This is a genomic window from Candidatus Micrarchaeia archaeon, from assembly GCA_041653315.1.
In the GTDB taxonomy this organism is placed as follows: Archaea; Micrarchaeota; Micrarchaeia; order Anstonellales; family JAHKLY01; genus JAHKLY01.
The window spans coordinates 45,815-70,530 of the sequence record JBAZFO010000003.1 but is presented as its reverse complement, the minus strand read 5'-3'; the positions used below and the strand labels follow the sequence as shown (position 1 = coordinate 70,530).

The 24,716-nt window shown below is 26.1% G+C and carries 29 protein-coding genes and 1 tRNA gene; 19 read left to right on the top strand and 11 right to left on the bottom strand.

Going from position 1 to position 24,716, the window contains the following annotated elements; genetic code table 11:
- The 9 genes from WC356_01435 to WC356_01395 all read left to right on the top strand — a co-directional run.
- The coding region (locus WC356_01435; GenBank protein MFA5381797.1) for a hypothetical protein at nt 1-361 on the top strand (361 nt) is incomplete at its 5' end.
- Between the two features lie 77 nt (nt 362-438).
- Entirely contained in the window at nt 439-1,956 is a 1,518-nt protein-coding gene (locus tag WC356_01430; GenBank protein ID MFA5381796.1) for a hypothetical protein, read from the top strand.
- Nucleotides 1,957-2,088: 132 nt separating this feature from the next.
- Nucleotides 2,089-3,363, top strand: coding sequence for a translation elongation factor EF-1 subunit alpha (tuf, locus tag WC356_01425; GenBank protein ID MFA5381795.1), 1,275 nt, complete (start codon nt 2,089-2,091; stop codon nt 3,361-3,363).
- A gap of 8 nt (nt 3,364-3,371) precedes the next feature.
- Complete coding sequence (gene rpsJ, locus WC356_01420) at nt 3,372-3,677, top strand: 30S ribosomal protein S10 (protein ID MFA5381794.1); 306 nt, start codon at nt 3,372-3,374, stop codon at nt 3,675-3,677.
- Between the two features lie 184 nt (nt 3,678-3,861).
- Entirely contained in the window at nt 3,862-5,436 is a 1,575-nt protein-coding gene (locus WC356_01415) for a hypothetical protein (protein ID MFA5381793.1), read from the top strand.
- Nucleotides 5,437-5,579: 143 nt separating this feature from the next.
- Entirely contained in the window at nt 5,580-6,455 is an 876-nt protein-coding gene (locus WC356_01410; protein ID MFA5381792.1) for a glycosyltransferase, read from the top strand.
- 220 nt (nt 6,456-6,675) lie between these two features.
- A tRNA-Ser gene (locus WC356_01405) sits at nt 6,676-6,892 on the top strand.
- 143 nt (nt 6,893-7,035) lie between these two features.
- The gene (locus WC356_01400) at nt 7,036-7,437 is read left to right on the top strand and encodes a hypothetical protein (protein ID MFA5381791.1); all 402 of its coding nucleotides are present in this window, start codon (nt 7,036-7,038) and stop codon (nt 7,435-7,437) included.
- Between the two features lie 21 nt (nt 7,438-7,458).
- The gene (locus WC356_01395) at nt 7,459-8,049 is read left to right on the top strand and encodes a hypothetical protein (protein MFA5381790.1); all 591 of its coding nucleotides are present in this window, start codon (nt 7,459-7,461) and stop codon (nt 8,047-8,049) included.
- Here WC356_01395 and WC356_01390 read toward each other — a convergent pair.
- The 10 genes from WC356_01390 to WC356_01345 form a co-directional block, all read right to left on the bottom strand.
- A complete protein-coding gene (locus WC356_01390; GenBank protein MFA5381789.1) occupies nt 8,044-8,370 on the bottom strand; it encodes an Rpp14/Pop5 family protein in 327 nt (108 codons plus the stop codon). The genes WC356_01395 and WC356_01390 overlap by 6 nt on opposite strands.
- Nucleotides 8,371-8,374: 4 nt before the next feature.
- On the bottom strand, nt 8,375-8,668 hold the full coding sequence (locus tag WC356_01385; protein MFA5381788.1) for a hypothetical protein: 294 nt from the start codon (nt 8,666-8,668) through the stop codon (nt 8,375-8,377).
- Between the two features lie 166 nt (nt 8,669-8,834).
- Nucleotides 8,835-9,362 carry a 50S ribosomal protein L15e gene (locus tag WC356_01380; protein ID MFA5381787.1) on the bottom strand — a complete coding sequence of 176 codons (528 nt, stop codon included), beginning with the start codon at nt 9,360-9,362 and terminating at the stop codon, nt 8,835-8,837.
- An 83-nt stretch (nt 9,363-9,445) separates the two neighbouring features.
- Complete coding sequence (locus tag WC356_01375; GenBank protein MFA5381786.1) at nt 9,446-10,207, bottom strand: hypothetical protein; 762 nt, start codon at nt 10,205-10,207, stop codon at nt 9,446-9,448.
- Between the two features lie 48 nt (nt 10,208-10,255).
- Nucleotides 10,256-11,023, bottom strand: coding sequence for a hypothetical protein (locus tag WC356_01370; GenBank protein MFA5381785.1), 768 nt, complete (start codon nt 11,021-11,023; stop codon nt 10,256-10,258).
- Between the two features lie 9 nt (nt 11,024-11,032).
- Nucleotides 11,033-13,840: an RtcB family protein gene (locus tag WC356_01365; protein MFA5381784.1), complete on the bottom strand. Its 2,808-nt coding sequence runs from the start codon at nt 13,838-13,840 to the stop codon at nt 11,033-11,035.
- Nucleotides 13,841-13,922: 82 nt separating this feature from the next.
- Nucleotides 13,923-15,068 (bottom strand): type II secretion system F family protein, encoded by a 1,146-nt coding sequence (locus WC356_01360; protein ID MFA5381783.1) that lies wholly within the window; start codon nt 15,066-15,068, stop codon nt 13,923-13,925.
- Nucleotides 15,069-15,077: 9 nt separating this feature from the next.
- Nucleotides 15,078-15,950, bottom strand: a complete 873-nt coding sequence (locus tag WC356_01355) for a type II secretion system F family protein (protein MFA5381782.1) — start codon at nt 15,948-15,950, stop codon at nt 15,078-15,080.
- A 4-nt stretch (nt 15,951-15,954) separates the two neighbouring features.
- Entirely contained in the window at nt 15,955-17,505 is a 1,551-nt protein-coding gene (locus WC356_01350) for an ATPase, T2SS/T4P/T4SS family (protein MFA5381781.1), read from the bottom strand.
- 1 nt (nt 17,506) lies between these two features.
- On the bottom strand, nt 17,507-18,016 hold the full coding sequence (locus tag WC356_01345; protein ID MFA5381780.1) for a hypothetical protein: 510 nt from the start codon (nt 18,014-18,016) through the stop codon (nt 17,507-17,509).
- 110 nt (nt 18,017-18,126) lie between these two features.
- Between WC356_01345 and WC356_01340 the strand changes: the two genes are divergently transcribed.
- From WC356_01340 to WC356_01315, 6 genes are read left to right on the top strand one after another with little or no spacing between them, the layout of a single operon-like run.
- Nucleotides 18,127-18,537: a hypothetical protein gene (locus WC356_01340; GenBank protein MFA5381779.1), complete on the top strand. Its 411-nt coding sequence runs from the start codon at nt 18,127-18,129 to the stop codon at nt 18,535-18,537.
- Nucleotides 18,524-18,976, top strand: coding sequence for a hypothetical protein (locus tag WC356_01335; GenBank protein MFA5381778.1), 453 nt, complete (start codon nt 18,524-18,526; stop codon nt 18,974-18,976). Before WC356_01340 ends, WC356_01335 begins: the two co-directional genes overlap by 14 nt.
- A complete protein-coding gene (locus tag WC356_01330; GenBank protein MFA5381777.1) occupies nt 18,963-19,460 on the top strand; it encodes a hypothetical protein in 498 nt (165 codons plus the stop codon). Before WC356_01335 ends, WC356_01330 begins: the two co-directional genes overlap by 14 nt.
- Nucleotides 19,451-19,876, top strand: coding sequence for a hypothetical protein (locus WC356_01325; GenBank protein MFA5381776.1), 426 nt, complete (start codon nt 19,451-19,453; stop codon nt 19,874-19,876). Before WC356_01330 ends, WC356_01325 begins: the two co-directional genes overlap by 10 nt.
- Complete coding sequence (locus tag WC356_01320; protein MFA5381775.1) at nt 19,873-20,826, top strand: hypothetical protein; 954 nt, start codon at nt 19,873-19,875, stop codon at nt 20,824-20,826. Before WC356_01325 ends, WC356_01320 begins: the two co-directional genes overlap by 4 nt.
- A gap of 4 nt (nt 20,827-20,830) precedes the next feature.
- Nucleotides 20,831-21,289 carry a hypothetical protein gene (locus WC356_01315; GenBank protein ID MFA5381774.1) on the top strand — a complete coding sequence of 153 codons (459 nt, stop codon included), beginning with the start codon at nt 20,831-20,833 and terminating at the stop codon, nt 21,287-21,289.
- Between the two features lies 1 nt (nt 21,290).
- On the opposite strand, the gene WC356_01310 is transcribed toward WC356_01315, so the two are convergent.
- A complete protein-coding gene (locus WC356_01310) occupies nt 21,291-21,647 on the bottom strand; it encodes a hypothetical protein (GenBank protein ID MFA5381773.1) in 357 nt (118 codons plus the stop codon).
- A 33-nt stretch (nt 21,648-21,680) separates the two neighbouring features.
- Here WC356_01310 and WC356_01305 point away from each other — a divergent pair, with 33 nt between their 5' ends.
- From WC356_01305 to WC356_01290, 4 genes are all read left to right on the top strand, one after another.
- Nucleotides 21,681-22,208 carry a CDP-2,3-bis-(O-geranylgeranyl)-sn-glycerol synthase gene (locus WC356_01305; protein MFA5381772.1) on the top strand — a complete coding sequence of 176 codons (528 nt, stop codon included), beginning with the start codon at nt 21,681-21,683 and terminating at the stop codon, nt 22,206-22,208.
- A 4-nt stretch (nt 22,209-22,212) separates the two neighbouring features.
- Nucleotides 22,213-22,860, top strand: coding sequence for an HAD family phosphatase (locus tag WC356_01300; GenBank protein ID MFA5381771.1), 648 nt, complete (start codon nt 22,213-22,215; stop codon nt 22,858-22,860).
- A gap of 43 nt (nt 22,861-22,903) precedes the next feature.
- Nucleotides 22,904-23,908, top strand: a complete 1,005-nt coding sequence (queA, locus tag WC356_01295; protein MFA5381770.1) for a tRNA preQ1(34) S-adenosylmethionine ribosyltransferase-isomerase QueA — start codon at nt 22,904-22,906, stop codon at nt 23,906-23,908.
- A 161-nt stretch (nt 23,909-24,069) separates the two neighbouring features.
- Nucleotides 24,070-24,651 carry a helix-turn-helix domain-containing protein gene (locus tag WC356_01290; GenBank protein ID MFA5381769.1) on the top strand — a complete coding sequence of 194 codons (582 nt, stop codon included), beginning with the start codon at nt 24,070-24,072 and terminating at the stop codon, nt 24,649-24,651.
- Nucleotides 24,652-24,716 lie beyond the last annotated feature (65 nt).

The window sequence follows — 24,716 nt, the reverse complement described above, 5'->3', positions numbered from 1 at the left end:
TCATAAATCAGAATTATTTAATGAAAATCAAATAGATGTTCTTTTTGGATATCTAGCTGCCCCACCAATTTATCTTAATATATACCAAGAGAATGATGAATTATTTTTTGATATATTTAAAAATTTAGCAAAAAATAACTCAGTAATTTTTACAGACACGCATATTAATAATTTTAATACTTTATTTGAGAAGGGTTCCCAATCTATATTTAGCAATACAGTTGATTTATTTTGTAATTTTATTGAATTTTTAGACCAAAAAGAATTATTAATAAATGATTTATTATTAGCAAATGAGAATATAAGCAATGATAAAGATAAAAGATATTATAATAAACAAATTTTAAATTTAATTATTTAGAATTTACAGACCAACAAATAAAATATTTTAAAGAAAATGATCCGAATAATGCGCTTGAAAGAGCTTTATTTTCTGCTATGGAAAGTGTTTTAGATTCAAAAAACGAAGAGGCTATGAAAGAACTTTATACTAAATATACAAAATATTTCCCAGAATATGGGGCATTTGGAAGATTTTTAGAATTAGAACAAGAGTATATTAAAAAGTTAAAAAATACAGATTTTGTTCCTTGGGAAAGAATTGAAATTCGTGTACTTATGGCAGGTTTAACAGATTTAAAATTAACAAGAGGATGTAAAGATTTTATTTATGATAAATATATATTGATGCATCATTCTTCTACTGGTTATGCACAACAATCTTATGAAAACAGAAGAGAATTTTTATTGAATACTGACTTATTAGTATCTTTGTTTAATAATCCAATAGCTAAGAAAAATGCATTAGAATTATATCTTCAATATTTTAAATCAGAAAATGCTATACCTGATAAATCATTTTTGGATTTTTTCACAGAAAATATATATTTAACTTTAAGGTATTCATTTATGTATAATGATTTTATACATGCCGATGCAATACACTTAAGGGCTGAATCAAACCCTGAACTGTTTGATACCAAGAATATAATGGATCTTTTAAATTTTATTCATAAAGTATCTTGGAAAGGGAAACCTGTTTTTATAAATTTAATTTTAGATTCTATTGAAATAGTTTTGAAAGCAAAACCAGAATTAGGAACTGAAGAAATGGTTAATTGTATACTAGAAAATAATATAAAAACTCCAGAATTATATGATGTTTTAACTGTTTTACTTTCTAAAAGACCCGAATTATTTTTAAATAGTGTTGAGTACATAGAAAAAGGAATAGAAGGACCTAATTCAAAAGAATTTTTATATATTTTATTATACATGACTAAGCACATCCCGAGTCTTTCTAAGGAGATATTTAATTTAACAGAATCACTAATAGAAAGCAGAAAAATTAGAGAATTCTTTTTATTAAATTTAGTAATAAGTTTAATGAAAAAAGATCCTGAATTAACAGAAAAAGGACTTTCAATACTTATTGATTATTTTTGGTATGACAATTTTAATCCAATTATTGATCATTATTCTCCATTTACAAGTAAAATTAATGTATATGACATTTTAATAAATAATCCCAATTTATTTACCACTAAAAATTTAGAAGAAGTGGTTGAATTATCAATGACTAGAGAGACGGGGGCTGAAATGAATATCTTTTTTGTAGATAATAAAAAAATAAACATGATTGTTAAAGTATTAGAAGAAAAAATTGAAATTGCAACCCCAGAAATTATTGAAAAAATAATTGATTTATTTGATGATCCATTACTTCTTGCAAATCCTTCTGGAACTTTTTCAAGAATTATAAAATATATTGCTACTGAAAAACCAGAATTATTCTCAGATAAAGCAAAAGAAAAATTAAAAGCAATTATTAATGATCCTAATCATAGATTAAAATTACATATTAAATATAATATCCCAGTGACTCTTATTGCTGAAGAGTTAAATAAATCTATAGAAGAAGTTCTTAATATTTTAAATAATCAAAATAAAGAGTAGAATATATTATATGTTTGCTAAAACTTACGAAACATTTTTAAATACTTATACTTAAATAAACAATACTAAATTCTGTCTCGTTTGCAGAACGTTTAGAAGTATTTTTAAAAAATGATAAAGTGGAGGTGCTATATAATGGCAGATAAAGAACATATGAATTTAATTTTTATTGGTCACGTAGACCATGGTAAATCAACAACAGTAGGTAGAATCCTATTTGATACAAAAGCATTACCAGAACAGCAATTAAAAAAATTAAGAGATGAAGCAGAAAAATATGGTAAAGCAACTTTTGAATTCGCTTATACAATGGATACATTAAAAGCAGAAAGAGAAAGAGGAGTTACAATTGAAGTTAACCATAAAGAATTTAATACTGATAAATATTATTTTACAATCATTGATGCACCAGGGCATAGAGATTTTGTTAAAAACATGATTACTGGAGCTTCACAAGCTGATGCAGCAGTTTTAGTTGTATCTGCAAGAGAAGGACCAATGCCTCAAACAAAAGAACACGCATTCTTATCAAAAGTATTAGGTATTAATCAAATTGCAATAGCAGTGAATAAGATGGATGTTGTAAATTATGATGAAGGTAAATTTAATGAAATTAAAGAAGAAATGTCAAAAATGCTTAAATCAATTGGTTATGATGTATCAAAAGTTAATTTTATACCAATTTCAGCATATAAAGGAGACAATATAACAGCAAAAAGTGAAAATATGCCTTGGTATAAAGGTGAATGTCTAGTTAAATTGTTAGATTCATTTGTTCCACCAGCAAAACCAACTGATAAAGATCTAAGATTACCAATTCAAGATGTTTATACAATTACCGGACATGGAACAGTACCTGTAGGAAGAGTTGAAACTGGAATAATTAAACCAGGTATGGCAATTTCAATTATGCCTTCTGGAATTAAAACAGATGTAAAGAAAATGGAAATGCATCATCAAGAATTATCTTCAGCAGGACCTGGAGATAATATTGGATTTAATGTAAAAGGTGTAGATAAAACTGCAATTAAAAGAGGTTATGTTGTAGGACCTGCAGAAAGGCCCCCAACAGTAGCAGAAACATTCACTGCACAAGTTGTTGTTTTAGATCATCCAACAGCAATTGGAAAGGGTTATACACCAGTATTCCATATACATACTGCACAATTACCTTGTCAAGTAATTGAGATTTTAGAGAAAAAGGATCCAAAGACTGGAGCAACAGCAGAAAAAAATCCAGATTTTGTAAAAACAGGAGATATTGCAATAATTAAATTTAAACCTTTAAAACCAGTTGTAATTGAAACATACAAAGACTATGGCCCACTTGGAAGATTTGCTATAAGAGATATGGGTCAAACAGTAGCAGCTGGTGTTGTTCTAGAAGTAGAACCTAAAAAGGCATAAGTGATTAAATGGCGAATGCGCGAATAAAACTCATAGGAAAAGATCCACAAAAATTAGAGGATGTTTGCTCTCAAATAATTGAGATTGCAAAAATAACAGGTGTACCAATTAAAGGACCTGTTCCTTTACCTACTAAGAAAATGAAAGTTGGAACAAGGAAAAGTCCATGTGGAGATGGAACAGAAACCTATGAACACTGGGAAATGCGCATTCATAAACGCCTTATAGATGTCAAAGGAGATGAAAGAACTTTAAGACAAATTATGCGTGTTAAAGTTCCCGATGATGTTTATGTAAGAATCACTTTGGATTAACTTCTTTTTCTTATTTTTTATTTTCTTTCTATTTAATTTTTATTACACTACTGTTTCATTTTAATTTTCATTATTTTATTTATCTTTAATAAATATATTTTGTTGTTATAAAAAATGAATTATACAAACCTTTAAAAAATAAACCACATAATATAAGAGATACTAAGTGTTGTGGGGGGATAGAATGGTTAGTAGAGTGGAGTTTATACAAGCTTTAGAATCTCTTAGAGATAAAGGGGCATTAGCAGATTTAAAAAGTGTATATAAACAAGCAAAAACACTAGAAGATAAAGAATTTATTGAAATATATTTTATTGAAGCAATAGAAAAAAATGAGACATATTTATTTAATTTTATACCTTTTTTTGAACATGTTTTTTATGATGAATTAATGAGTAAAAAAATCAAAAAAACTATAGAAAGAATAGTAATTAAAAAGATTAGTGAGAGTTTAAAAAGTGATGATATAAAAAATACAGAAAAAGTTATGTTAATTTCATTAATAAACGAAAATAGATTAACTGATCTAATCTTAAGAAGAATTGGAGAGATATCTATAAGTAAAAAATGGAAAGATATAATAACAGTTATAATTGAAAAGAAATTTGATTTATTAAGTGAAGATACTGTATCTTTATTTATTAAAAAGTGTAAAAAAAGTGAATATATAGATCCATTACATATGTTATTAATTAAGAACCAAGGTAAAGATAAAGAGATAAAAAGAATAAATGCAGCACTTAGTTTTATTATTGAAAAATTAGGATCAAAAGGAGAATTATCTATCTTATGTGGGATATGGGGAAAAGAAGAATTTCGCATTGGAAAATTAAAAGAAAAAATTGAAGATAGTTTAGAGATAGCAATTAATTTTATATTAGATATGAATATAGTTAGTGATACGGCAGTTGATTTATATTTAACCTATCTATTAGAGAATAATTTACTAAATGAGAGATTAAGCGAGATATATATTAAAGCATATGGAAGAATGGGAAAATCAGAAGAAATATTAGAGATAATAAACATAAATACAGAGGACCCCAATAAAAGAAGTGAAGAGCTAATTAAGAAAGCAGAAGAAGAATTAGGAAACATTTTTGATTGTTGCGACAATAAACGTACGATATGTATGTATCCAGAAATTTTTGCAATTTCTTTAGCATCTGCAGAAATAAATGATGTAATAAAAGCAAAAGGAATGATGGCTTTAGCAAAAAGAGGAGAGATAGAGTCTATTAAGCATTTTTCAGAAGCTACGCCAGAACAAAAAAAACTTAAAACCAGGGCTTATTTGACGGCTGCTCGCACCCTAGCTTATCAAGGAGAATTAATACTAATTGCACGCCAAATACAAGATGAAGAAAGATTTAGTCCAGAATTAAGAAAGGGATTTGAAGGAGCGTTACTTGAGGGAATTGAAGGTTTAAAAGAAAATACGGGGATTGAGGACAGAGTTGGAATTTTGACTTCAATTATATATACTCCTTCTTTGGAGGAATATTTAAGGGCCGAAGCCGCATTTGCATTAGAATATATAAAAGACGAATTAGGTATTAATTCACCCGATAAATGTGTAGATATTATTGTTGGGTATATGGTACAAAGAGCTGAGGCAGGCAAAATAACACAAGGAGAACTTTTACCTCCAGATGCAAATGAGATACTTGTGCAAGCAAGAAAAACAGAAAAAGTAGAAAAAATAGGTGGTCCCGGTGCACCAACAGAACATAAAAAAGAAAGATTTTCAATAATCTAGGCCAAATCTTTTTTTATTTTTCTTATTTTTTATTTTTCTATTTTTTTATTTTTCTATTTAATTTTTATTATTTTATTTAAATAATTATACTTTTTTTATATAAAACATTACATTTATAAACACCCAAAAACACATCTTTTAATATGAAATCTCAAAAAACAGCCAAAAAGCCACATAAAATAATGGCAATTGTGCCAGTTTATAATGAAGCTAAAAATTTACATAAAACACTTAATCCTTTAAATGATATGTTGAATGAAGGGAAAATAGATGGCATAATAGCAATTAATGATGGAAGTAAAGATAGTTCACAGAGAAAATTAGAAGCTTATTTAGAAAATCCCGGTTTTATTAATATTGTTTTACCTGAAAATATGGGAAAAGCATTTGCATTTTATTGCGCAGCAAAAGCATCTTATCAAATGGGCGCAGATATAATTTTAATGTTGGATGCTGATTTACTAAAGGTTTCAGAAGAACAAATTGATATGCTTATTAATCCAATATTAAATAATGAAAACATAAATATGACAATTGGAACAACAAAGGAGAGCATCACTTATTTAAGTGGCCAAAGAGCTTTAAGAATTAAGGCATTAGAACCTATTTTAGATGATAAAAAGAAAATCTCTTGGTTTCAACTATTTAAACAAATTTTTAGACGAAAAAAATCAATCATACCTTGGTTTTATTTAATTACTGGAATTGTAATAGATAAAAATGAAAAACCAGAGGTAGTTAAAAGAATAGGTTATGGGTTAGAGGTAGTTTTGAATATGTTTATTGAATCTAAATTTATTACAACTTATGATTCTCATGGTTTTATTCAACCAAAATTTTTGAAACATACTCGGATTGTAGATACTAATTTTTTTTCTGATGTTCCCTCTTTCTGTAAAACGCGTTATGCATATTCTAAAGATAGATCTGATCAAATGTCTATGGAGATTAATGGATTGATATGTAAACTCGGAAGATATTACAGAGTACATACTCCAGAATCAATAGAGTTTAGATAATTAAAATAATAAAGAGGATATCTTAATTAACTACTTTTTAAATATCTTGATTTTTTCATCCGGTTAATTTTTAAAGTCTTATTATTATAATTTCTGTAGTTAATTATTGTTTATTAATAATTATGCCGAGGTCAGTTTTCATTTCATGAAAATCCTCCGTCATATATTATATTCATGCCGAGGTAAAGTAAGCAAAGCTTACAACCCTCGTCATAGTAATGCCGAGGTCGCATAATCTGGTAGTGCGCACGACTGGAATAACCTTTCTTTTCTTTTGGAAAAGAAAAGAAAGCTTAAGCAAAGAAAAGAAAACAAAATAAAAATAAGAAATCGTGTGTCTTCACGGACTTGGGGGTTCAATAACCTTTTTCTTTCTTTAAAAAGAAAGAAAAAGCTTAACCAAAAAGAAAGAAATTGAATAAATCCCTCCCTCGGCGCTATTTTTTCTGTAGAAAAAATGCACCAAGCAAATTTTATTTGCTCCAGCGTTTTTTTATAAATCCCCATATAAAAACCTTTTTAAATACAACTAAATATATATTTTAACACAAAACTAATATTAATTAGAGAGGTGTTTAATTTGGTAAGTAGATTTACAGAACCTAAAGAGTTTATTATATCTGAATTAACTTTAAGAGAAAGAATGTATGTTTGGATACAAGCAAAAATGTTAAGTGAATTAGCTTTTTCAAATCATAGATTTGAAGTAGCAAAAAGAAAAAAATCCTTATTAAAATATAATTCAGCAGGAGATATCTGTTTAAGAAGAGCAAAGGTTTTATTAAATAAAGGAGGAGAGCAAGAAAGAAAATTGGCTAAAATGATGCTTTTGTGTGCAAAAGATTGTTTTGAAAACTTAAATAGCGAAAAGAAATTAGAACAAATAGAAAAATTCTTAAGTTATGTTGAAGATGTTGAATTAACTGAGGAGGAAATAAAAGAAGGAAGAAATACTAGTTTTAAAAGAATATATGGAATATAAGTTAATAATGGAAGTGTAAATATGTTATCAGAAATTAATACAAAAATACAAAGAGATTTTTTTCCAGTACCTTTACAAGATAGGGCAATTCAAATTTTTTTAAATACTAAAATTTTGAGTGCAAAAATATTTGGTGGTAATTCAATTTCTTCAAAAAATAAGTTATCCAATCATCTATGGGAGTTAGCAGAATATTTTGCAGAGAATAATCAGTTTGCGAAAGCAGCAAAATTTGCTTTAAAATCTTCAAAATTATTATCTTTGGATACAGATATTTCAGAAGACTTGTATATTGAAAGAATGTTATTTGCATCTAAAAATTTATTGTTGGCTTCTAAAAAAGCATTAGAATTAACGAAACTTGGAAAGAATTTAGATTGTCTATTTAAATTAAGATATATTACTGAAGAGTTAAAACCCTTTATGCAAAATAAATTAGATTCTGATAAAAATTATATTGATTTTTTAAATTTAAAAAGAGATTTATTTTTAGCTTTTTCTAATAGAAAGGAATATTATCAAGTAATATATGAAAAAACAGAAGACCCATTTGTTTTAGGTAAATTATATAATCTTAAAAGAGTATTAAATGAATTAGAACAAGAATTATAACTTTTCTCTTAATTTTTTTAAACTTCCACTAGTACTTAAAGGAGATAAACGAGCTTCTTTGTTGTTTATATTTTTTATAAATGCAAAACTAGATATTGCTTTTTCTAATTCTTGTCTTCTAAAACGAACTATTCCTTTTTTTTCTTTATATTCAATTAAATTAAAACCTAAATTTGAAAAACCAATTTCTCCATAAAGCTGATTAAGAATAGAATAAAATGTATTTTTAATTTCAATATCACTAATTTTATCTGCATCTTTTCCAATAACTTGAAATGCAATATATCTCTTTTTCATTCTTGCAGTAGGCTTTATTCCCATTTTTTTATTCCTCTTTTTCAGTTAATTTTTTAATATTAATAAATGCATTTTTAGCTTGAATTGGTTTTAAACCTAATAAAACCCCAAGCGCAATACCTTCTTTAAAAGTTCTCATTTCCATTTCATTTAAAGCTAAAAAAGAAAATATAAATTCTATTTTATATTTTATACATAATTTTAATAATAATTTTATTCTATTTATTAAAATACTTCTATTTGGGCCTTCTTTATTTATTATATCTAATAAATTTATAAGTAAAATACTTTTTTTTTCTTTAAGTTTTTGAATTATTTCCATTGAAGGCTCGTATGTTTCTAAGTATATAATTTTATTTTTTTTACATTGGGAACATGCGATTCTTATTTTATCTGTTTTAAAAATAGAAAAAGAGGTATAAAGGAAAAGTTCCTCAAAATCAAAATTTTCCTTTATTTTATTTAAAACAATATTGTACATAGTAATCTTATCTTACTGGCCTATTCATGCCTTTTCCTCTATGTCTCATACTTCTGTGTTTTTTGCCAATACTTGTTAATCCTCTAAATGCTCTACCTTTTTTATTTCTTAATTCTTTTGGTATTGTATTTAAAGTAGAATCATACATTATTACTTCGAAATATTTTTGTTGCCCATCTTCTCCTACCCAATAGGAATTAAGTACTTCCCTAGTTGAATATTTTCTTGCAGCTTTTTCTTCTGCCTGAGCTTGATATGATTTTCCTGGGGAAATGTATTTAAAATTTTTACTTGGTTTTCTACCCCCAACAGGTGCACTTCTTGCTCTTCTACCTTTTTTAGTTTTTACTCTAACTACAAAAAAACCTTCTTTTGCTTTATATCCTAAGGATCTTGCTCTTGCAATATTTGTTGGTTTTCCAACATAAGTAATTACTCCTTCTTTTCTCCAATCTTGAAGTCTTTGTTTATATTCTAAACTTCCTGTTTTATACTCATTTTGAAAACTTTTCTTTATCCAGGTATATAATCCCATGGAACTCACCTCTATGAATTAGTCGATTCAAGCTTAAAGCTCACATCTCGATATTATTATTAAATAAATAGGTGTTTTTAAACTTATGCTTCAAATAAAACTGAATGATTTTTAGTTTTTATTTTATTTCCTTCAAATATTTTTTCTGTTATGTCCATTTTTATATTATCCTCTTGTTTTTTGATATCTATAACCAAAGGAGAATATAATTCGTTTAATGAAACACCAAATAAATTTCTAATCTTAAATATTTCTTCAATTTCTTTATTTGCGTTTTCAGTTTCATATTGTATTTTTGTTTTTTCATTTATTATAGTTAATGTTTTTTTATCTAATAAAACTCTTACTTCTTTACCTGGTCTTAAAGGAGCAGTAATCGCATTTTTTATTATTTGTTTTTTAGTTTGGGATACTTTATTTTCAATTTGTTTTTTTAAAACAGATTCAACAATATTTCTTTCAATAGTTGGGATACCCTCAATTTTTTTATACTGTTCAATCCTTTCCTTTGCTTGTTTGACTAATTCTTCATAAAATTCCCCTTTTGTTGAGGTATTATTTATTCGCTCTATAAATTCTTCTGTTTTTTCTATTCTAGTTTTTATTCTCTTTTTTCTATCTTTTAAAGAAGCAAATGCAAATGCATAGCTTAAATCATGTATTTTTTGTTGTATTTGTTTGCTTCTTTCTTCTGTTTCAATTAAAGTTTTTGAATTTTCAATTGTTTTTAAAAGTAAGTTCAATTTTAGCTTTTCAATCTCTAATTCTGTAAGATTTCCATTATTTATACTATACGAAGTATATTTTTCTAATATCTCTTCAATTTCTTTATTCCAACTAAACATTCAATCTCGCCGAGATTATTACAATAAAAAAATTTAAAAAGGAGATGTTTATTTTATTAGCTTGTTTGCTAATAAAATATACGTAAAAATAGATACAGGAGCTATAATAAATATCTGAATTATCAAATTAACGAACATACCTATAATTGGTATCATTCCTACGAATGATAATATAAAACTAAGAATACCCCAAAAAAACAAGTATACTAAACAGATTCCAATATTGTGTCTTACTGTTTTGATACTTTTTTTAATAGATTCAATAATTCCCATATTTTTTAGTACAATATTGTATTCTATAAACATTGAACTAAATAATAAGGCAATTCCTATTAATCCTAAGATAATTGTGATTAATATACCTATTGCAAAAATTAGGGTACTTGTAGAATAATAAAAAATGGAAAGTGCGAAAGAAATAATTGCAATTAATAAAGGAATGAAGATAATTAGACTTGCAATTATGGTTTTTATTGTATTTTTAAATTGATTTTTAAAATTCTTTTTCCAATCTGTTGGTTTTTTCTTGTTTATGATCTCTTGTATTGGTTTATATACTGAAAATTCAAGCATTTGAGTGATTATTGATATTGCTAATATGAATATAAATATTATTATACCTATAGCAAATATTGATTGAATATTAGTTTGAAAGTCAGTTAATGATAAAACTGAAAAATAACCAATCCCAAACATTGAAAGAAGTAATACTATTGTTGATACTAATATTAATAAAAATGGGACAAATAATTTAGTATAATTTTTTAAATATAATTTCCATCCTTCATCAACTAATTTTGTAATAGATATTTCCATATTTTCACCTCATCCTTTTACAACACCTATTGGTTTTAATTTTACAACTATTTCACTAATATCTGCTAACGCAACGCTTTTAACTACTTCGTCGACATCTTTATATGCTCCTGAAGCTTCTTCTTGTGCTACTTGTCTATCTGCAGCTAATAATTTTATTCCTTTTGCATTCATTTCTTCTTTGATTTGATTAAAAGTAAAAGACCTTATTGCTTCTGATCTTGACATTACACGTCCTGCCCCATGACATGTTGAACCAAAAGAAACTTCCATTCCTTTTTGTTTTCCAACTAAAACATAAGATGCAGTTCCCATACTACCAGGTATTAGAACTGGCTGTCCGATATCAATATATTTTTTAGGTAATTCTTTCCTTCCTTTTGCAAATGCTCTTGTTGCTCCTTTTCTATGTACACATACTTTCATTGTTTTCCCATCTACTTCATGTTCTTCAATTTTTGCTATATTATGTGCAACATCATATACTAGATGCATATCATTACTTGTTCCTTTTCCAAAAACTTCATCAAAAGTTTCTCTTACCCAATGCATTATTACTTGTCTATTTGTAAAAGCATAATTAACAGCACATTTCATTGCTTTCATATAATTTTGTGCTTCTTCAGATTTTATTGGGGCGCAACATAATTCTTTATCAGCTAATTTTATTCCATATTTTTCAGATGCTCTAAGCATTATATCAATATAATCTCCACATATTTGATGTCCTAATCCTCTTGAACCGCAATGAATCATTACAACAACTTGGTCTTTCTTCAAACCAAATTTTTCAGCTATTTCTGGAGATAGAATTTCATCTACTTTCTGAACTTCTAAGAAATGATTTCCTGCACCTAATGTTCCAAATTGAGGTTTTCCTCTTTTTAGTGCTTGTTGTGATATAGCGGATGGATCTGCACCTTCCATTTTTCCATATTCTTCACAATTTTCAATATCTTCTTGTCTTCCATATCCATTTTTAACTGCCCATTCTACTCCGTTTATTAAAGCATCTTTTAATTGATTTTCATCTAAACGTAATTTACTTTTTGAACCTACACCAGATGGGACATTATCAAATAATTTTTTAATCAAAACATCAATTTTTGGTTTAACTTGATCCACAGTTAAACCAGTTGTTACTAATCTCACCCCGCAATTTGAAACTATAATTCCATTAGCAACAAAATTGTGATCTTTTTCTATAGTGAAATCATAAACTCTTCCTTCAAATTTTCTTTTTTCTATAGATATGATTTCAGCTATTAATGTACCATAAACTTCAAAATATTCTTTTTGTTCTTTGACAAAGTTTTTGAAAGATGGAAAATCAAGAGTTAATCTTGTAGTGCAATTTTCATAAAATGCTCTCTCAATGAACCTATCGTTGATTTTTTCATTTAATATTTTTTTGATTTCTTTAGCTTTAAATCCTTGTTCTTTTTTATTTTTAATCCATTTTGCTAATTCACTCCTCTCTTTTTTATTTTTAATTTTTTTTCTTAAATATAATATTGCACATTTTGCTAAAAAGTCTCTTTTATTATTATATTCAAATCCAATTTTTGAATAAAGTTTTATTAAATTTTTAGGTTTACCATTAATAAGTAGTCGTATTCTACTTTTATCTTTTTCATTTTCAATAATTGAGATTTTTGATACTTCTATATCAAATTCTTCTAATATTTTGCTTATCTGTAGCATAAAAAATCTGAGATTGTCTATTAATTTTGTTTCTTTTGTCATTGTTACATCTGGTAAATATAAGCATGTTTTACTCATACTTTTAGGTTTAGACATTTCTGCTCCAAAATACCCGGCTAAAAATTGTTTTTTTATCCATTTAGGTCCTTTTATTATCCAATTAGGTATTTCAAATTTTGTTTTAGTTTTATTTCCTAAAGGCATTCCAAGTTTAATTAGTTTTTCAATAAATTCCTTTGAATAAATATGTAATTCCCAATTATCTGCTTTGAAACTTTTTCCTTTTATACAGTGGTCTCTTAATCTGTGATATGTTTTTGAAGAATAACCAATTGATTTTAAATCAATTGACATTTTTTTAAGGTCTTCTTCTGTTCCATAAGCTACTGCATAAAATTTGTTTTTAGTTTTATAAATTGTTCCGTCTCCAAGAAGATATCCAAAAATTTTACTAAATATAGATAATTTTTTATCTTCTTCAATTCCTTTGTATTTTTTATATTCTACCCCTAAATGTGGGTTGCATAAAATCATATCTTTTATTGTTAAAATATCTATTGATTTTTTTCCATTTATAGTAAATATAGGGTGTTCTTCCGTACATTTTAGTATTCCAGCAGTTGTTTTTATTTTATATATTTCACCTTTATATTCTTTATACATAAAATTTTTAACTTTTGATTGGCCTTGTTTTGAAGAAACAAAATAATTTTGAAGAGTATTGAATAGATATGTATTTCCATTTGTTACTAATGAAATATCAGATAGAAAATTATAATCTTTTATTTTTAGATACCATCCATATGGTGTTGGAATTTTTGTATCTCCAGTTAAACAATTAATATCATATCCGACCCCTCCTGGAGGTATAACTCCTGTTTCTAAATCAAATGCAGCAACCCCCCCAATAGGAAAACCATATCCTTCATGGCCGTCAGGCATCACTAATGCATGTTTAATAATCCCTGGTAATGTTGATACATTTTTTATTTGATTAAATGTTCTGTCTCTTTTCATTTGTTCAATTAATTTTTCAGTTCCAATAATTTTTATTGGTACATTCATATTGCCTTCTTTTGGAATTTCCCATTCTGCTTCATTTATTTTTTTCATATTTTCACCTTTCAATGTTTTAGAAGTGTAATTTAATATTATAAAATAATATTATGAAATGCTTTCTTTTTAATATTATTGTTTAAAAAAATCCTGTCACTAAAGATCCCATTACAAAGCTTAAAGCAAATCTACTTACAAAATAAATTAAATAACTTATTCCTAAAGCAAAAGGAATATATTTAATACCAGAAATAGTTTTTTCTGCTCTTATTGTTGCTAATATAAAAGAGCTTGAAATAGAGATTACAGCTATACATATTAAAGAGAAAAGTTCTATTGTTTCTGAATTAAATGAGCTTTTTGTATCTCCTTCTTTATTTCCCATTAAAGATATTAAACCAGAAATACCCATTGAACCTCCAGTATTAAATTCATTTTGTGTTTGAACTCCAGATCCCATTTCAGTCATTGATATTTTTTCTGTAAATGTGCTGTATTCTGCACTTATTGAGAATAAAACAGGAGTAATTATAACAGCACCGAGCAAAATAAAGATTGCATATGCTGTTGTTGCACTTTTAATTTGCTCTTTTAATTCTCTTGTTTCTTTTAGATTCTTGGAAACATCATAAAGAAGTTGGGCCATTTCCCCACCAAGTTTATTACCTTCAATTAAAAGTTTAACTGATCTTTTTAAATTCTCAGATCTTATAGTTCTGCTCATTTCATCAAAAGCTTCTGAAAATGATTTTCCAGTATGTAATCTAATTTTGATTTTATTTATCTCTTTACCTAAAATACCAAATTCAGGCCAAACTGTTTCTGTAACCGCTCTTTCAACAGTCATTCCTGCTCTCATATTAGCAGATATCATTTGCAATATCTCTGGTAAATCTTTTTCTATGTCTGTTGCTCTTTGATTTGCTTTTAACATTAATCGTACAATTGCCCAAATAAAAAATAATATAAAAATAATAAATCCAAAAGAGATAGAGATTAATGTTTGAGTAAATACTTGGGAAATAATAAATACAAGAATTCCTATTGCAAGTGACTTTAAAATGCGAATTCCAAGGTACTCTCGCGTATCCGTATCTTCATCACTTTCTATTATTAATTTATCTATGTATTTAATAAAACTAGATGGAAATATTTTTGATATTGTTCTTTGTAATACATGTATTCCAGTATCTTTTTTAATTTCTTTTTTTTCAATTATTGTATTTTTTTCTTTAGGTTTTACTTTTGTAATTTGTTTTTTGTTTCTTAATTTCTTTTTTTTCATATTATCACATTAATATATCATAGGGATTCTGCTTCTAATTGAATAAATAAAAAATATATTAAATATTGCAAGGAACACAGGGACTAACCAGATGAATATCATAGGAATATTGATACTTAAAAATGAAAGAAATAAATTAATTAAACTAATTCCAAGTGCAGGTAAAACAATACCAATTACCATATATAACATAGTTAATGGGTTTAATTCTTGTGTATATTTTTTGATGTCTTCAACATGGCCTCTTCGTAATTCTTGAACTAAATCATCTAATTCTTTTACAATATCTGCACCAGTTACTAAAGTATTACCTATTTGCCATAATATTTTTCTAAATTTTTGAGAAGGAACTTTCCTTCCTGCTTCTTTTAGTGCTTTTGATTCATCCATACCAGTTTCAATTGAATCTACTATTTTTAAAAATTCTTTAGAAACTTCCCCATATTCTCTTGAAACGCTCCTCATACTTTGAAATAATGTCACTCCAGATTTCATTTCTATTAATAAATGTCTTAATGCAGGTATTAAATTTGAATCAATATCTCTAATTCTTTTTTTTGCATTTATTTTTGGATAAAGTACTAAGGAAATGAAACTGAAAATAAAAATTGTTATTGAAATGAGTATAACTAAAAAAATAATATTTAATTTAAGTGCTATATTTAATAAAGTAAGAATTAATCCTATTAATAAACTATTAATAAATGATACAATAAATATTATTGCACCATATTCTTCTGCAGTAAAATTTTCTATATTGGCTGAATCTAAATCTTTTCGTATAAATGGTAATTTTTGAATAGTCCAATATCCCAAGGAGGGCAGTTTAGATGCTAACGAACAAATTGTTTTTTCTGGTAAAACATTAAATGGAATTGCCAATATATTACCTCTTCATTTTTTCTTTTATTTCTTTAACAGTTGCTTCTTGATTATCATAATAATTTGCGACTATTTTTTCTATTTCATCAATATCAAAAATTTTGTTTTTAATCATGTATTCTAAAATCATTTCTTTTTCTTTTAATTCGTTTTCAATTCCTTTTTTATCTAATCCACTATATAGCATTAATTCATCTATTACTCTTTCTGATTTTCCAATCTTTTCTAATTTATCAGTTCTTGAATTCCAGCGATATATTACATTGACTTTGGATTTTTCTCCTTCTCCTATTGGAAGTATTTCTGCAACTTCAAATGTTCTTCTTATCCCTTTTTTTCTGTGTCTGTATTGAACTAATATTAAATGGATACTGGTTATTGTACTTTCTGGTAGACTTATTGGAGGGTTAATTAATCTTTTTCTTGTTAAATCTGCATTATCTGCATGAATTGTTCCATAAACAGAATGTCCAGTATGCATTGCTTCAAACATAACTTCTGCTTCTCTTTGTCTTCTTACTTCTCCAACAATTATTCTATCTGGTCTCATTCTTAGGGAATTGACCAGCAAATCAAGCATAGTGATTTCTCCTTTTCCTTCTAAATTCGGTTTTCTTGTAACCATTGGAACCCAATGTAAATAATCAGGTAAATATAATTCTCTTGTGTCTTCAATAGAGATTATTCTTTGATTTGGGGGAATAAAGTTAAGAAGTGCGTTTATTACTGAAGTTTTACCTGAGGCTGTTCCTCCAGCAACAATAATATTCATTTCATATTCTATGCACATCCATAATAATGCAGCTACTTCAATACTCATAGTTTTAGATTCTTCTGTGATCATTCTTGGTAAGGACCAAGGATTTTTTTCAAATTTTCTTAAAGTTATTGAATTACCTTTTGAAGCCACTGGATTTAATACTGCATTTGCTCTTTCACCACTTGGTAAATTTGCGTCTAAAATCGGAGTTAACGTTGTTATTTGTCTATTAACTTTCCTTGCAATAATATCTGCGTAATTCTTAATTTGTTGTTCGTTTGATATTTTTAAATTAGTTTTTAACCATCCATATTTTTTATGAAAAACTTGAATTGATTCTTTACTTGAATTAATTACGATTTCTTCTAAATTTGGATCTGCTAGTAATAAGTCTATTTCCCCTAATCCAAATAAATCATGTCTTATTTTTGCTGACAAAATTTCAACTTCTTTTTCATTTACTCCAATTATCTTTGTTTTTAATAAGTTTTTTATTTTATCCATAATTTCGTTTTCTATTTCTTCTTCACTGATATCTTTTTTTCCACCAATTTTTCTTTCAACTTCCCTAATCATTTCTTTTTTAATGTATTCTAATACTGCTTCTGTTGCTTTTCCAGTTTCTTTTTTTTGTATTTCATAAATTTTTATTTTTTCATCTTTGTCTTTCTTTATATGAATTGGTATATTAATACCGCAGTAATCTAATGAATAAAATTCTCCCTCTTCTTTTTGAGATATCTTTTTTTCTTCTTTTTTTATTTTTTTAATAACAGTTTTAGTCTTTTTTTTCATTTTATTTCCCCTTTTTTAAATTAATAATAAAATTTTCAAATGTTTTTAAATTTTTATCTATTTCTTTAATCTGATAATTTATCTCATCTAAATTTTGTTTAATTTTTGATATCTCTTTATTATTAAGTTTTTTTTCTTTTTTTGCTTTTTCTAATCTTTTTTTATTTTTAATTAAAATTGCGTTTGTATCTTTTTTTATGCATTTTATTCTTTCTTTTAAATTTATTATTGATCTTTCAGAACGTAACGCAAGTTGAAGATCCTCCTCTTTTTTTTCTTTTTTATTTATCTTTTTTTGTGGGTTGATTAGTTTTGTTCTGTTAAAAAATAATAATGAATAAGAAACTTCAATAAGCCCGCTTTCTTTTAGGATATCAAGAAGTTTGTGTATCTCTGAATCTGTGAATCCATATCTATTTTTTATATCTTTAACTGTTATATCCTCATTTTCTATCCATTTTAATATTTCATCAATTTTTGTTTCAATTTTACATGTGTCTTCATTTTCCATATAATTACCTTTTGATATAATACAAATCCTTCTGCAAATTAGTTTTTAATAGTTTCGTCATATTTTTTGAGGAAAGAATAATTTATAATATTTTCATTTTTAATATTGCTATGAAATTTAAAGGACAAGTGAGTATTGAATATGTTTTTATTGTTATGATTTCCTTGATAATAATTTTACCTGTTTTTTATATTGCAATGATGCAGGTGCAAGTTACCTTAGCTGTTTCAAAAGCTGAGATTGCTTGTGATAGAATAACTAGTGCTGCAGATTATTTAACTGCGAATGGGGAAGGTTCAAAAACAAAAATAACTATTGAATTACCTTATAATATTGATGTAAATAATTCTTTTTTAGAGGGTAAAGAGATAAATTATAGGATATTAACTTATACTAATGGAACAGATGTTTTTTCAATTGCAAAAAGAAATCTTACTGGATATCTTCCCACTTCTGGTGGTTCAAATATTATTTCCTTAGAATATGTTGGGGGCGAGGTGTTGATAAGTGAAGCCAATTAATCTCAATATTAAAAAAGGAACAATATCAACAGAATTTTTATTTGTTTTTATTTTTTTAATTTTAATTTTTTTAATTGTATGGGTTAAAATATATGATTTTGAATATGAAACTAAAATATATAAAGAACAAGTTGAAGTTAAAAAAGTATTAGATTCTTTTTCAAAACAATTAGATCTTGCTTCATACTCTGACGGATATTCAGTTGAGATGCCATTATTTTTTGATACTTCTTATATTATAGAAAAAAATTATTCTATATATGTAGAAAAAAATTATATTATTGCATCAATTGGTTCAAACAAATATTTTTCTGGGTTTAATAATATATATTTATTTAAAAAAGAAGGGGAGAATATTATAGAGCCCCCATTTAATTTAAATTTAGGAGAGTATAAAATTGAAAACAAAGAAGGAGTTGTATATATTGAAGAAATATAAAGGACAAACATTTTCATTTGAATTATTTATAGTTATTCCATTATTTTTTATAGTTTTATTTATTTTTTTTAATTTATATGAAGATTTGAAAAATGAAAAACTAGATAATGATATTATGGTCAAAACAATAGCAATTTTAGATACTTTAATTGAAAGTCCAGGATATCCAAAAAATTGGGGATGTGAAAATGTTAGTAGATTGGGTTTATGTGAGATTCGGGGAGAGATAAATAGCCAAAAACTTAAAGAATTTGTTAAACTTAGTGACGAACAATTATATAATTCAATTAATGCAGGAGAGTTCAATGTTTTTATAGATATTAGATATCTTAATGATACTTTACTTAATATTTCTGGTAATGAAACAAGAATAGGAACTTTTTTACCTTTGAATACTTCTAATGTTTCTCAAATAAGTATTATTAAAGAATATGCAACATATGAAAATGAGGAAGTAACTATTGAGGTTGGATTATGGAATTAAAATGCAAAAAAGGAATAAGTTTTGCAACTGATGCATTAATTTCTTTGTTAATATTAATAATTATAATTGGTGCACTTCCTCAGTTATTAAAAGAAGAGCAAAATAATACTGAAATTTTATTAATGAAAAGATACGTTGATAGTGCTTTAACGATGTTAGATAATAATGATAGGTTAGATGAAATTTTATGGTTAAATACACAGCAAGGAAAAATTTTTATTGAATCTGAATTAAATTCTCTTTTTGGGGAAGAATATGAGTATAATGCCAATATAATTATTGATACAACTGCGTATTCTACTGATTATAATGTACCTGGTGAGATTGTTGTCTCTTCAAGAAGAGTTTTTTTTGATACAAATGACTATAATGTAATAAAAAGAGGATATCTTGAGGTTGAGGTTTGGAAAAAATGAAAAAAGGATTTTTATTTTCATTGTCTATAAGTCTTCTTTTTTTAATTTTAATTAGTTTTTCTTCTTATATTCAAAAGGAGTCTTTAAATGATATTTCAGTTTTAAATAATATGGTTGCAGGAAAAAAAGTTTTATATGTTTTTGAAGATATATCAGAAGAGATTACATTAGAAAGTTTTGATTTGGAAATTATACAAAATGAAACAAACTTAACTATTAAAGATAAATTGCCTGCTGAATTTGATATATTAGGAAATTTAGAAGAATCTGCAGAATTTATTGAGGAGAATTATAATACTTCAGATATAGAAATTTTATTTTTAAATACACAAGGAGATGAATTTTCTTTTGGAGATTTAGATCCTTGGATAACTGTTGAACCTTGGAATATTAAATATGAGTATGAAGACTGGGGTAAAAGAGTTCTTATTCTTTCTTGTCCAACTCAAAATTGTTCAAAGATAACAAAATATATTCTAAATATTACTACAAATAATGTTTTTGATTATGCCCCAATTCCACAAAATAAAAATGATTATAAATGGGCCCCAGATCATTTAAGAAATTCATGTTCTGGGCAAACCAATTGTATGGAATTTGAATTGTATATAACTGATGGGATAGGGCAAGTTTATTCTTGTCCAGGTCCGGTCTGTAATGATGGGGCTTATGATTTAACAAAAACAAGTTCATTAAGAATTAAATCATCGCCCTGTTGGATTTATATTCAATTAGGAGGAACTGCTTGGGATAGAGATAATTATAGAGTGTATGAAATAAGAAGCCATGCTCCGAATAATCCTAATTTAGAATGTGAAATAGATTTTGATCTAGAAAATAAAATAGAATTTGAATCTTATGATTACACCATAAATTTACCATTAAGATTAAAAGTTAAAGAGGTTAATTATAATATTTCAAAAGAAGGAGACATCCAAAAGATAGAGTGATAAAATGGAATCTGATACAAAAAAAGCGCAAAGTGCAATAGAATATATAATGGTTTATGGTTGGACAATCTTACTAGTTTTGATTATTATTTCAGTTTTATTTTTTTCAGGGATGTTGAATTTTATTTTAAATTCTGAGAACACAGCAACAGGATTTAGTATAATTGAGGTAGATAAATTTGAAGTTTTAGGTGAGGATCAAGAATTAATTTTAGTTTTGTCAAATACTGCAGATTTAACTTTACAAATTCAAAATATTCAATTTAATAATGAAAATTTAGGTAATATTGCATATCCATATTCTATCTCTCCAGGTGAACAAGTGGTTATAAAAGGAGATATTAATTATTCTTTAAATGAAGGGGATTCATTCAAAAATATACCTTTAAAAATTTATTATGTTGTTTCTGAGGGGACTGCAGTTCATGTTGAAACAGGGATGCTTTCAGGAAAAGCTGTTTAATTTATTCACATTCTCCCCATTCTGTACCGCATTCATTACATATTTTAATTCCGGCACTGCAAGGAGTTAAAGCACAAGTAGTTGAAGAATTAGGAACACAAATTACTTTATTTTTATAACAATTTGTCCATTTTCCATTTCTACAATATATAACCCCATCACAATTATTTATAGTTATACAGTCTTTAGTTTCATTCTCAAAACATTCAATATTATTAATAGTAAGATTGTCTATTTCTTTATTTTGTTTTATTGTTTCTGTTTTTTGAATTCCTATAAATATTACAAAAAGAATAGAAACGGATATTACTAAAATAAACAGTATTTCATATAAATTCATTGATTTTATTGTTTTCATAACTAATTTAATACTTTTTATTATTATAATATTATGCTTATTCAATTATTTATATTTATTTTGCCTGCGTACGTAGCTAATTCTTTACCTGTTATACTAGGGCATGGTTCACCTATTGATTTTGGAAAGAATTTTTTTGACGGTAAAAGAATATTTGGTCCTGGTAAAACAATACGCGGATTTATTGCAGCTGTTGTTGGAGGATTTTTTATTGGAAGTGTTCTTGGTTTGCTAGTATTTAATACACCTTATAATATATTTAATTTTCAAATGAGTTATGTTTATTCTGGTATTTTATTAGGTTTTGGAGCTATTTTTGGGGATCTTTGCGGAAGTTTTCTTAAAAGAAGGTTTAATAAAAAAAGAGGGGAATCTTTGTTTTTTATTGATGAAATTGTTTTCCTTTTAATAGCACTTTTATTTGGAAGTTTAATTTTTTATGATTTAATATTTAAAATTAATTTTATAGATATACTTATTTTAATTATAATTACTTTTGTGCTTCATAAAATAGCTAATGTATTAGCTTATATTCTTAAATTAAAAAATGTACCTTGGTGAATGAATGATAAAAGCAATTATTTTTGATATGGATGGAGTTATTGTTAATTCTGAACCTCTTTGGAAAATTGTAAATTTTGAGATTTATAAAAAATATGAAATTTTTATGAATGATAAAATTTATGAAAAAGTTATAGGTAGAGTTGAAGAAGAAGTTTTTGGCCCTTTTTTTGAAGAAAAAGGTTTTTCAGGAAAAGAGTTAGAAGAAATAAATAAAAAAGCAATAAAAGAAAGAAGAGAATTGTTTATGAAAAAAGCGGAAAAAAGATTAGAACTGTTTAAAGGAGCAAAAGAAAAAATTATTGAATTAAAAAATAAAGGATATAAATTGGCAATAGCAACTTCTTCTTTTAAATCATTAATGGATTTAGTTGTTGATAAATTTGAAATCAGAGAATATTTTGATATTTTATATTCTGCTGAAGATGTTAAAAACGGAAAACCAGATCCTGAGATTTATCTAAAAACAATGAATAAATTAAATGTTAAACCTAATGAAACAGTTATTATTGAAGATTCAATAAATGGAATTAAAGCTGCTAAAGCTTCTGGTGCTTATTGTATTGCAGTAGAAACCACTAACCCTAAAGAAAAATTAATAGTGGCAGATAAAGTAATAAAAGAAATAAATAAATTAGATATACCTTTTTAAACCCCAAGAGCCCAATTTATATATACGTTTTTAAAGTGAGTTTATGGAATCAATAAATAATTATTATTATAATTTACCTACAGAATTAATTGCGCAAAAACCATTAGATAAAAGACATGAATCGCGTTTGTTAATTTATAATAAAAAAGAAGATTCAATAGAACACAGACATTTTTTTGAACTTGTTGATTATCTAAAAAAAGGAGACATTTTAGTTGTTAATGAAACCAAAGTTGTAAATACAAAATTGATTGGACAAAAAGAAACTGGGGGGCAGGCTTCAATAACCCTTATAAAAAAGAAAAATAATAAAGAATATGAAGCATTTGTTAAATGTAAAAATCCACAAATTGGGAATAAATTATTATTTCAAGATGGAGTAATTGCTGAGATTGCATCTCAAATTGATTTTCATTTTTTATTAAAATTTAATCAACCTATTGAAAAAATAATTAAACAAAAAGGAGATTTTACTTTACCTGGATATATACATAATGAAAATTATGATAGAAAAAAATATCAAACTGTTTTTGCATTAAAAGAAGGCTCTGTTGCAGCACCCACTGCAGGATTGCATTTTAGTAGTAAATTAATTGAACGTTTAGAAGCTAAAGGGATTGAGATAGTTAAAATTTGTCTTCATGTAGGATTAGGGACCTTTGCTGAGATTAGAGAAGAAGATTATAAAAAACATAAAATGCATTTTGAATGGTTTGAAATTGATAAAAAGGCAGCAGAAGTAATTAATAAAAGAAAAGGCGCTTTGTATGTTGTTGGTACAACTTCTTTAAGAACTTTAGAAAGTGCTACATTAAAAAATGGAAAAGTTAAGGCTTGCGCTAAAGAAACTAATTTATTTATTTATCCAGGTTATAAATTTAATTTAAAATTTGATGGTTTAATAACTAATTTCCATCTTCCACGCACTAGTTTACTTTTATTAATAGCAAGTTTAATAGGAGATAAATGGCATGAGCTTTATAATGAAGCTATAGAACAGCATTATAGATTTTATTCATTTGGAGATGCAATGTTCATACGATTTTGAACTCTGTTTTTTTGATAATTTTTTTGGCAATTTTTTAAGTAAGCTAAAATAGACAGTATAAAAATAATTATTTATTTAAAAAATTATTTAAAGTCAAGTAAATTTATGTGTTTCGATAAACATCGAAAGATTTATAAATAAAGAATGCGCTAAATAGAAACATGTTAAAGAAGGAATTTGTGTATTTATTCATCTTAGACTCTTATTTCAAGAATAGAACTAAGTTTACACAGAAGGAAATATCAGACTTCTTAGGAATTTCTTTAAGTACAGTAAACAATGCATTAAAACCTTTGGAAAAAATGCATGCAATTGAAATTAAATCAAGAGAATTTATTTTAAGGGATTTTGAAAAAATTCTTGTATATTGGGCTACTTTAAGAGATATACAAAAAGATATTGTATATTCAACTTTTTATCCAGATAAACCTGAAAATATTGAAGCATTGATGCCAAATGAAGTATATTTCACTGCATATTCTGGGTATAAATTAATTGAGAAAAATGCTCCTGCTGATTATGGAGAAATTTATTTATACTCAAATAATATTAAAGAAATAAAAGAAAGATTTCCTTTAAGAGAAGGCCCAAAAAATATTATTGTTTTAAAAGAAGAAAATTTATTAAACAAATTCTCAAAAAATAATGTTGTTCCCCTTCCATTAATATTTGTTGACTTATGGAATCTTCCTGAATGGTATGCAAAGGATTTTCTAAATGATATAAAGAAAAAGGTGATTTAAATGGTATTGAAAAATATAAGTTTTCAATTATTTAAATTTCCAGGAGAAGAACAGAGGTGAAATTT

Coding starts and splice junctions, on each gene's coding strand:
- WC356_01345 (MFA5381780.1), bottom strand. CDS start 18,016: ATGGAAAATGAAGACACATGTAAAATTGAAACAAAAATTGATGAAATA.
- WC356_01310 (MFA5381773.1), bottom strand. CDS start 21,647: ATGAAAACAATAAAATCAATGAATTTATATGAAATACTGTTTATTTTA.
- WC356_01390 (MFA5381789.1), bottom strand. CDS start 8,370: ATGGGAATAAAGCCTACTGCAAGAATGAAAAAGAGATATATTGCATTT.
- WC356_01315 (MFA5381774.1), top strand. CDS start 20,831: ATGGAATCTGATACAAAAAAAGCGCAAAGTGCAATAGAATATATAATG.
- WC356_01380 (MFA5381787.1), bottom strand. CDS start 9,362: ATGGGATTATATACCTGGATAAAGAAAAGTTTTCAAAATGAGTATAAA.
- WC356_01305 (MFA5381772.1), top strand. CDS start 21,681: ATGCTTATTCAATTATTTATATTTATTTTGCCTGCGTACGTAGCTAAT.
- WC356_01365 (MFA5381784.1), bottom strand. CDS start 13,840: ATGAAAAAAATAAATGAAGCAGAATGGGAAATTCCAAAAGAAGGCAAT.
- rpsJ (MFA5381794.1), top strand. CDS start 3,372: ATGGCGAATGCGCGAATAAAACTCATAGGAAAAGATCCACAAAAATTA.
- WC356_01410 (MFA5381792.1), top strand. CDS start 5,580: ATGAAATCTCAAAAAACAGCCAAAAAGCCACATAAAATAATGGCAATT.
- WC356_01300 (MFA5381771.1), top strand. CDS start 22,213: ATGATAAAAGCAATTATTTTTGATATGGATGGAGTTATTGTTAATTCT.
- WC356_01395 (MFA5381790.1), top strand. CDS start 7,459: ATGTTATCAGAAATTAATACAAAAATACAAAGAGATTTTTTTCCAGTA.
- WC356_01370 (MFA5381785.1), bottom strand. CDS start 11,023: ATGGAAATATCTATTACAAAATTAGTTGATGAAGGATGGAAATTATAT.
- WC356_01430 (MFA5381796.1), top strand. CDS start 439: ATGGAAAGTGTTTTAGATTCAAAAAACGAAGAGGCTATGAAAGAACTT.
- WC356_01415 (MFA5381793.1), top strand. CDS start 3,862: ATGGTTAGTAGAGTGGAGTTTATACAAGCTTTAGAATCTCTTAGAGAT.
- WC356_01385 (MFA5381788.1), bottom strand. CDS start 8,668: ATGGAAATAATTCAAAAACTTAAAGAAAAAAAAAGTATTTTACTTATA.
- WC356_01350 (MFA5381781.1), bottom strand. CDS start 17,505: ATGAAAAAAAAGACTAAAACTGTTATTAAAAAAATAAAAAAAGAAGAA.
- WC356_01360 (MFA5381783.1), bottom strand. CDS start 15,068: ATGAAAAAAAAGAAATTAAGAAACAAAAAACAAATTACAAAAGTAAAA.
- WC356_01325 (MFA5381776.1), top strand. CDS start 19,451: ATGGAATTAAAATGCAAAAAAGGAATAAGTTTTGCAACTGATGCATTA.
- WC356_01340 (MFA5381779.1), top strand. CDS start 18,127: ATGAAATTTAAAGGACAAGTGAGTATTGAATATGTTTTTATTGTTATG.
- WC356_01320 (MFA5381775.1), top strand. CDS start 19,873: ATGAAAAAAGGATTTTTATTTTCATTGTCTATAAGTCTTCTTTTTTTA.
- queA (MFA5381770.1), top strand. CDS start 22,904: ATGGAATCAATAAATAATTATTATTATAATTTACCTACAGAATTAATT.
- WC356_01375 (MFA5381786.1), bottom strand. CDS start 10,207: ATGTTTAGTTGGAATAAAGAAATTGAAGAGATATTAGAAAAATATACT.
- WC356_01290 (MFA5381769.1), top strand. CDS start 24,070: ATGTTAAAGAAGGAATTTGTGTATTTATTCATCTTAGACTCTTATTTC.